At 44.5% G+C, this 7,729-nt stretch carries 5 protein-coding genes; 2 read left to right on the top strand and 3 right to left on the bottom strand.

Annotated features, from left to right (window positions below; translation table 11 throughout):
- Positions 1–200: 200 nt before the first annotated feature.
- On the top strand, positions 201–770 hold the full coding sequence (locus tag ABDW33_RS22935) for a hypothetical protein (RefSeq protein WP_343692436.1): 570 nt from the start codon (positions 201–203) through the stop codon (positions 768–770).
- A gap of 20 nt (positions 771–790) precedes the next feature.
- Complete coding sequence (locus ABDW33_RS22930; RefSeq protein WP_343692435.1) at positions 791–1,270, top strand: YcxB family protein; 480 nt, start codon at positions 791–793, stop codon at positions 1,268–1,270.
- A gap of 125 nt (positions 1,271–1,395) precedes the next feature.
- Here the strand turns inward: ABDW33_RS22930 and ABDW33_RS22925 are convergent, their stop codons facing one another.
- The 3 genes from ABDW33_RS22925 to ABDW33_RS22915 form a co-directional block, all read right to left on the bottom strand.
- Positions 1,396–2,115 carry a DUF2490 domain-containing protein gene (locus tag ABDW33_RS22925; RefSeq protein WP_343692434.1) on the bottom strand — a complete coding sequence of 240 codons (720 nt, stop codon included), beginning with the start codon at positions 2,113–2,115 and terminating at the stop codon, positions 1,396–1,398.
- Positions 2,116–2,222: 107 nt separating this feature from the next.
- Positions 2,223–3,683 (bottom strand): SusD/RagB family nutrient-binding outer membrane lipoprotein, encoded by a 1,461-nt coding sequence (locus ABDW33_RS22920; RefSeq protein WP_343692433.1) that lies wholly within the window; start codon positions 3,681–3,683, stop codon positions 2,223–2,225.
- 13 nt (positions 3,684–3,696) lie between these two features.
- Entirely contained in the window at positions 3,697–7,458 is a 3,762-nt protein-coding gene (locus ABDW33_RS22915; protein WP_343692432.1) for a SusC/RagA family TonB-linked outer membrane protein, read from the bottom strand.
- Positions 7,459–7,729: the final 271 nt, after the last annotated feature.

Below are 7,729 nucleotides of genomic sequence, written 5' to 3'. Positions count from 1 at the left end.
ATGAAAAACCAATTAATTCCTACAGGCGTGACTCTTCATGCAATGTAAAATGACTCTCGAAAGCAATGGTTTATCCATTGCTTTTGTTTTTTTAGCGGTTTTTTCTCTATTTGAAAGGCCAAAACAGCCTTTTGAGCCAAAAACAGTTTCCATTTTTTACCAGGGATTTTGTATTTTTAGACTTACAAATAATTTACACTATGAAAAAGCTGCTGTTCCTGCTGTTGGTAGGTTGTGCCACAGTATCATCAGCGAGCGCCATTAGCGGAAAGAAGAAGTTGGATAATACCTGGAACGAGGAGAAAAAGAAAGAGAAGGAAGGCGAAAAAGGAGATAAAGAAAAAGGCAAGTCTGCTAACTGCGATAATTCTGATAAAACTACTACCGTAACTAAAACTACTGCGCGTGCTGCACGTGTAGAAGAGTATGTATGGATGTTACCGAAAGATCAGGATGGAGATAAGATGTACGAGGAGGACCTGAAGAAGGGAATAGTGGATTTGTATAAATGGTACCTGCAGAATGGCAACCGTATTAATACGAGCGATATGAAAGCAGTGGCCGAAGAGCCTGTATTCCCTTTTAAAGTGGATACGAAGACTTTACAACAGTATTTTAAGTTTATCAAGAATAATTTCCCTGGCCTGAGCGAAGATGATCTGACAGATGGTACGCCTAAGAAAGCGCCTGTGGCCAGTCATAAAAAATACGCTCCGGTTAGTACAAGAGATGATATGGAAAGCCAGATTTCCATTCCAGTTGTTAAATAAAAAATGTCTGCCTTGCCATAATGCATTTGGAGTTTAGTTACAATAAGGAGGAGGTTTTGAATGCATTACGCTATCATTTCCTGCAGCGGGGGGAAATAAAAGTTTTCAGAACCACGCTTTTTATTTTGCTGACTTTTACTTTAGTGGGGTTTTCTTATCGGCTGGTAACAATAGGTGCGTTGATAGGGATTCTGGGAATGTCGGTGGTGATTGGATTGGTGTTTTGGTATATGTTGCCGGTATCGATTTATAATAAGGCAGCTACATTTCAGGACGATATACGATTGAATTATTCTGAGGACGGGATTGTGATTGCGACGAGAAGAAGTGATGTAAAGAAGGAGTTGTCGTGGCATGCGTTTACGCAGGTAGTAAAGGCAAAGAACTTTTTCTTTTTATACAAGGGAAAGAAAGATTTTTTTCTGGTACCGACCAGTGCGTTTAAGACGGAGTTAGAGCAGCGGGAGTTTGAGCGGTTGGCGAAAAAGAATATCAGCTAAGAGAAATTTAGTTTTAAAATAATTGCAAAAGAGGCCGGTCCAAAGGACCGGCCTCTTTTTTTGTAGAAAAAAAATCGGGGCAGGCCGTGAAAACGGCCTGCCCCGGTTTTTGAAGATCGTAATTTTTATAAGTTGAAATTGTGGAATACTGCCAGGTGTAGAATATGTGTCATGGAATTATTGCCTGTTGCAGGTTGTACAAAGTGATTCATATACCCCGCTTCCACCTTTAGATTCGGTTTTAAAGCATAGCCTTGTGCAATTAGAAACCGGTTCTGGTCTACAAACTTATTATTGATCTCACTATTGAATACATTCATGAAGAACTCATTCTGCAATGCAAAATAGAAAGGGGTTACTTTCTCCGCTTTCCTGATCGGAAATTGTGTACGGTTAAAATACCGCAAACGGTGTCCATATTTCCAATGTTGTACATCCTTCACGGCAGCTGTCTTCTGACCTACCCAACGCTCCTCAAATCGCACCCGGTGGGTCATGTTGAATGTCCTTGTATTATTCTTGTAAATGAACTGCTGATAGATACGGTGTTCAGGAAAATACTGATCCGCTCCATCGCTGTAAGTGGTGATAAACGAATACCCCAGTAAATAGCTTGCATTTTTTCCAGGTGTATATTGTAGTCCGGCTCTGTTCAGAATCTGCCCTTTATTGCTGATTCCATTCCTGATCCTCGCCTGGAAGTCGTAAGCTATCGCCCATTTCTGGTTTATTTGTGCGGTACCAAAGTAAGTATACCAGTGGCTATAGCCCTGGGTGAGTTCCTGTGCGGAAAGTTGCAGACCGCCCATAAGCAGGCATAGTGCCAGGCAAATTTTTGTGCGCATATAGTTAACTACATAATAGGTTGAGTAGTAAAAATAAGAAATACGGGCATAAAAAAAGCCGGCCCGCTTGAAAGCAGGCCGGCAGGGTTTTATGAGTGATAGTTGTGTTAGTAAGTGATCCACCAGTTCTTGGTGCCCTTGTTGTCACCACCAATAGCGCTGCCGGCAGCTGCGTAGTTGGTACTATTGGAGTTAGACTCTACAATTGGATAAGTAAGGCGGTAAGGTACCATTGTTACATGCTGATCAAGTGAACCGGAAACCGGTGCAATAAACAAATCAGCACCACCAGGTTTTTTAAAGTTCAGACGGATTCTTTCAAACCATGCCTGGAAGCCCTGTGGATATAACGACAGCCATTTCTGGGTGCCAATTACATTCTTCCAGTCACCACTCATGTAGGGCACTTGTGCCAGGTACGCATTTGCAGTACTGTCTGCCACACCCCAGTAGTTCATCGATGCGCGTACACCTGATGCATAATAAGTAGCAGCGTCACCACCTACTGTATAGCCTCTCGCCGCTGCCTCTGCAAGTGTAAAGGCCACTTCAGAATAAGTCATTAAGATTCCTTTCATGTCTGCCCCATAAATTTTAGTGCCGGGATAGGAAGCCGTTGTAGGTCTGTTAGGATCTGTCGTGCTCATCCCATAAGGCATTCCATATATGGTATCTGTCGTCAACCCTTCCACGGGTCTTGCATAGATGGTCAACCTTGGATCGCTGGTCTCTCTCATATAATCAGTCAGCGTGGTTGATACATAAAAGTCAATAATGGGTCTGTTGGTTTCATCCATTGGATACCTGTTGGGATCTGCGCCCAGGTATGCAAATTCCGCATTATCACTGTTACTGGTCATTGCTCCCTGATAGTTTGCTTCTATGAGGCTTTTTGCTTTTGCATTATCTGCATCTGCCATGCGGATAGCGAGGCGTAGCATAAGGCTGTGACCTAAAGTCTTCCATTTATTCACATCACCTTTATAGATCACATCTGCATCACCAAAAGTAGGTTTAGAAGCATCCAGTGCATTGATATTTGCTGTCAGGGAATCAGTGAGCTGGTTGTAAATAGTCTTTGCGTCATCATACGCCGGTGTTACATATTTAGTTACATCCAGCGCTTGTGTGTAAGGCACATTTACATAAGCATCTGTAAGGATCTGCATGATCCATACTTTCAGAATACCAGCTATCGCATTTTGATTTTGTGCAGCGGGATTGGCGCCATCAGCGTTCAGGGTACGGATCAGATCCAGGTTATGCGCTGCTGCATACAGTGTAGTCCATAGTGCACCATTGTTGTTTTCGTCCAGCGAATACTGGCTGTCTGCTACCCTTGTATTGCCAGACCAGAACTGTGCGTAGTGCATGCCGATATAACCATTCTGCAATGAGCTATACAGTATGTCCATTGTACTTTTTTCCGCACCTGTCAGCAGGTAGGGAGGTTCTGTCGTAGTTGATTTAGTCGGATCGTGATTGATGCTGTCCAGCTTTCTACATCCAGCCATCACCAGCCCCACGAAAGCCAACAGGCAGCTATATTTTATGATACGGTTAAGCATTTTGATTCACTTTTTAGAATGAAACATTGAGGTTAACACCAAAAGAGCGGATGGATGGCAACGCACCACCTTCTATACCCACAATGTTGGAACTTGAGTTGAGGATATTGGACGGATCTACGTTCGGCGCATTGCTATGCATCAACCATAAGTTACGTCCATATAAAGAGAGTCTTGCACTCTGTGCGTGGAAGCGTTTGTACCATGATTCCGGAATATTATACCCCAGTTTTACTTCACGGAGGTAGATATAACTTGCATCATACAGGTTTGCTTTGCTGAGGGTTTTATTCTCATTGTTGACAAAGTATGTATTCGCATCCAGTACAACGTCGTTAGGCGTTCCATCTTCTTTCACACCTTTTGCAATGATACCTGTTTCACGTACATTGTTAGCTGCAGTTACATCAAGCAGACCGGAGATCTTACCATACATATTAGTGTAAGAGAAGAAGTTACCTCCATGCTGGAAGTCGATCAGTGCAGACAGGTAAATACCTTTGTAAGAGAAGGTATTATTCACACCACCAGTGAAATCAGGATAGGCGTAACCGATAGGCTTGATGTCGGAGATCAGGTAGTTGCCATCGGCACCTACAATACGTTCTCCTTTATCATTGTACACGTAGTCTGTACCCATCAGTGTACCCAGTGGCTGACCTACCAGACCTACTACCGATACCCTGGTCGTGCGACGGTCGGTACCAATTGTAAGCTGCGTGAGGGAAGTGCCATACTGGTCAATATTCATATTCAGCACCTTGTTCTTATTGCGTGCAATATTCGCTACGATGTCCCAGCGGAATCCACTCTTCAGGCGAATTGGATTCAGTGACAGAGATGCTTCAATACCTTTATTCTGCACGCTACCACCGTTTACATAAGTAGTGGTATAACCAGTAGCCGGAGATACCGTCAGCGGCATAATCTGGTCTTTGGTTGTGCGCTGATAGTAAGTGAAGTCCAGACCTACACGTTCATCGAGGAATTTCAGGGCGATACCTGTCTCATATTCCTGTGTGCGCTCAGGTTTCAGGTCCATATTGTATTTGGTAGGGTAAGCCTGTGTAATCGGGTTACTGCCAAAACCAGCTACAAACTGGTAGATATCGTAGATCTGGTATGGATCTGTATCGCTACCCACAGCTGAGATACTTGCACGTAATTTACCGAAGGACAACCATTTCCAGCTTTTCAATAAATCTGAGAATACAAAGGATGCTGATGCAGATGGATACACATAAGGATTGTTCTTACTCATCAGTGCAGAGCTCCAGTCCGCACGGCCGGTCAGGTCCATGAACAGGAAGTTCTTGTAAGAGAGTGATGCGGTAGCAAACCCTGAGTTGATCTGTTTCTCATAGTACTCATCATATGGCGTAGCCGTTGTCACAGAGTTGTTCAGGTTATACACCAGTGGCAGAATGAGACCGCCATTGGTACTACCACCCGTCATTGTCCATTTACGATGCATAATGTTACCACCTACAAGGCCATTCAATTTGAAGTCTTTGCCCAGGTCGAACTTCATGTTAGCCGTCAGCTGATAGTTCAGTTCTCTTGCAGTAGGTAATCTCTTGATGTAGCCGCCAATGAAATAATCTTTTGCAGTGCGTTCTTCCTGTAATGCATTGTAGCTGTCCATGAATACACGGCCACTGATGGTTAACCATTTGTTGGCTTCATAATCCAGACCTGCATTACCAAAGATGCGGTTGCGGCTATCTGTTTCATAATCCATGTAGCGGTTCCAGTATGGTCCATTGCTGGATGCAGGAGCGGGATTATCCCATGCTGTACGGTTCCAGGTTATTTGTGAGCCATCCTCATATTTATATCTCTTTTCCATATCGAGGTTCAGCTGGCGCTGACCATACATGGTAAACTGTAAGGTGGGGTTCGGGCCCGTGAAGCCGGTACCTGGCCTGCCTTTCGCGGCAAACGCTGTATAGTTTACAGAGGCTACTGCTTTCAGGCCTTTTGCTATTTCATATCCACCATTGAATGATACGTTGTTTCTGTTCATACTGGCATTAGGCAGTACGAATACCTGATTCATATTGCCGTAAGAGAGACGGAAGTAACCTTTATCGCTGTTACCAGCCATGGCAATATTGTTGGTGATGGTATACCCCGTTCTGTAGAAATCCTTCACATTGTTTGGCTGTGCTACCCATGGCGTAGTCTGGCCAAAGTAAGGATTGCCTTTATCCTTGTCAAAGGAGTAGTATGGACGAACCAGCTGGCCCTGCAATTTGGGTCCCCATGATTCATCTGCTTTATAGATAGGCATCAGGTCATATCGTCCTAATCCATCATTATCATCATAGGTAGCTGCAGATTGGCTCAGGAATGCTTCGGGATGTTCGTTGTAATACAACTTTTCAAATTTACCGCCGCTACCGCCGCCATATTCATTTTGATAATGAGGCAGAATAGATACCTGGTCTGCCTGTGCATTGAGGCTATATGTAACACCAATGCCACCACTTACATCCGGGCGCTTTTTGGTTGTGATGAGCATCACACCATTTGCGCCACGGCTACCATACAAGGCAGTTGCAGCAGCACCTTTCAGTATGGAGATGTTATCGATATCTTCGGGGTTGATGTCCTGTAAAGAAGAGCCATAGTCGTAACCACCACCGCCATTCAGCTGACCTGCCTGGTTGCTGTTGCTGTTTACGAATGGTGTTCCATCGACTACAATAAAGGCATTGTTATCGCCTAATATTGATTTCGTACCACGAATAGTGATCTTATTGGAACCGCCCATGGAGCCTGTATTGGAGGAGATCTGCAGACCAGGTACTTTACCCTGGAGTGCATTCACAAAGTTCACTTCTTTGGCTTCCTGTACGGCGCTGCCACCTACATCTTCGATAGCATAACCTACCGCTCTGGTATTACGCTGAATACCGAGTGCTGTCACTACTACTTCCTGCAATTGTTTTTTCCCGGTAGAGGCTGTCGTCAATGTGACTGGCAGAGAATCCTTGCTGGTCAAGGGTATTGACTGATCGCCAAAAGTAGGTGCCGAGAATTTTATGGTATCTTTCAGAGAAGCCTTGATCGAATAGGTACCATCTACATTCGCTGCTACACCTTGTTTAGTGGACAGGTTCACCACCTGTGCGCCCGGAATAGGCTGGCCACCCGGTTGTTTTACCACACCACTCAGGGTGAACTGACCGATCTCTTTCTTCAGTGTGTTACTATCTGAAGGTAGTATCAGTGCAGATGTATCAGCTGCTTTTTTCTTCGAGCTGTCACTGGCAGCAGTAGCGGGTCTGGTGGTATCCTTACGGGTACTGTCAGTCGCCTGATTGTTAGGAGTAATCACGGCCGCAGCGGGTTTGGTAGTATCTGTTTTCGTACTATCCTTTGCCTGATTGTTAGGAGTAATCACAGCCGCAGCAGGTTTGGTAGTATCTGTTTTCGTACTATCCTTTGCCTGATTGTTAGGAGTAATCACAGCCGCAGCAGGTTTGGTAGTATCTGCTTTATTGGTCTGATTATTTTTGTTTGGCGTAATCGTCACAGGCGTGGCCGTTGCTGGCTTACTTGTGTCTGTGGCCGGTTTGCTGGCAGAAGGTGTAATCACTACAGGGGAAGCGGAAGGCTTCACGGTAGTGTCTTTGGGTTGTTGCTTTACTGCTGTTACAGCAGACAACGTTGGAAATGGCCGGTTAACGTTTGCGCTTGCTCTGTTGGGTCCTATACTACAGTAAATAGCAAAGCACAGCCATAACCAGGTAAGTACATGGCTTCTCATTGTTATATTGCAAGATTTGGTTTAAAATTTTTACGTAACAGGTTTCCGTTATTCCTGTTTTCAATACCTGAGCCCCTCGCTCAATTATAATACAATCGAAATCTCCGGTACAATGAACCGGCTCAGGATTATTTCTCGGGGATGCCTGTAAAATACCATAACCAGTGGCATCTACAGTGTTGGTCTATAGGTGTGAGAATGCAACATCCGCGTATAGTATTTCCCTGCCCCTCACCAGCGGTGAAGCACCCTTCAATCAAATCAGTATTTT

The sequence above is a fragment of the Chitinophaga sp. genome (genome assembly GCF_039596155.1).
Classification (GTDB): Bacteria; Bacteroidota; Bacteroidia; order Chitinophagales; family Chitinophagaceae; genus Chitinophaga.
This window is presented reverse-complemented; position numbering and strand designations above follow the sequence as displayed.

Excerpts from the sequence above, each read along its gene's own strand:
- ABDW33_RS22935 (WP_343692436.1), top strand. The coding sequence starts at position 201 with ATGAAAAAGCTGCTGTTCCTGCTGTTGGTAGGTTGTGCCACAGTATCA.
- ABDW33_RS22930 (WP_343692435.1), top strand. The coding sequence starts at position 791 with ATGCATTTGGAGTTTAGTTACAATAAGGAGGAGGTTTTGAATGCATTA.
- ABDW33_RS22925 (WP_343692434.1), bottom strand. The coding sequence starts at position 2,115 with ATGCGCACAAAAATTTGCCTGGCACTATGCCTGCTTATGGGCGGTCTG.
- ABDW33_RS22920 (WP_343692433.1), bottom strand. The coding sequence starts at position 3,683 with ATGCTTAACCGTATCATAAAATATAGCTGCCTGTTGGCTTTCGTGGGG.
- ABDW33_RS22915 (WP_343692432.1), bottom strand. The coding sequence starts at position 7,458 with ATGAGAAGCCATGTACTTACCTGGTTATGGCTGTGCTTTGCTATTTAC.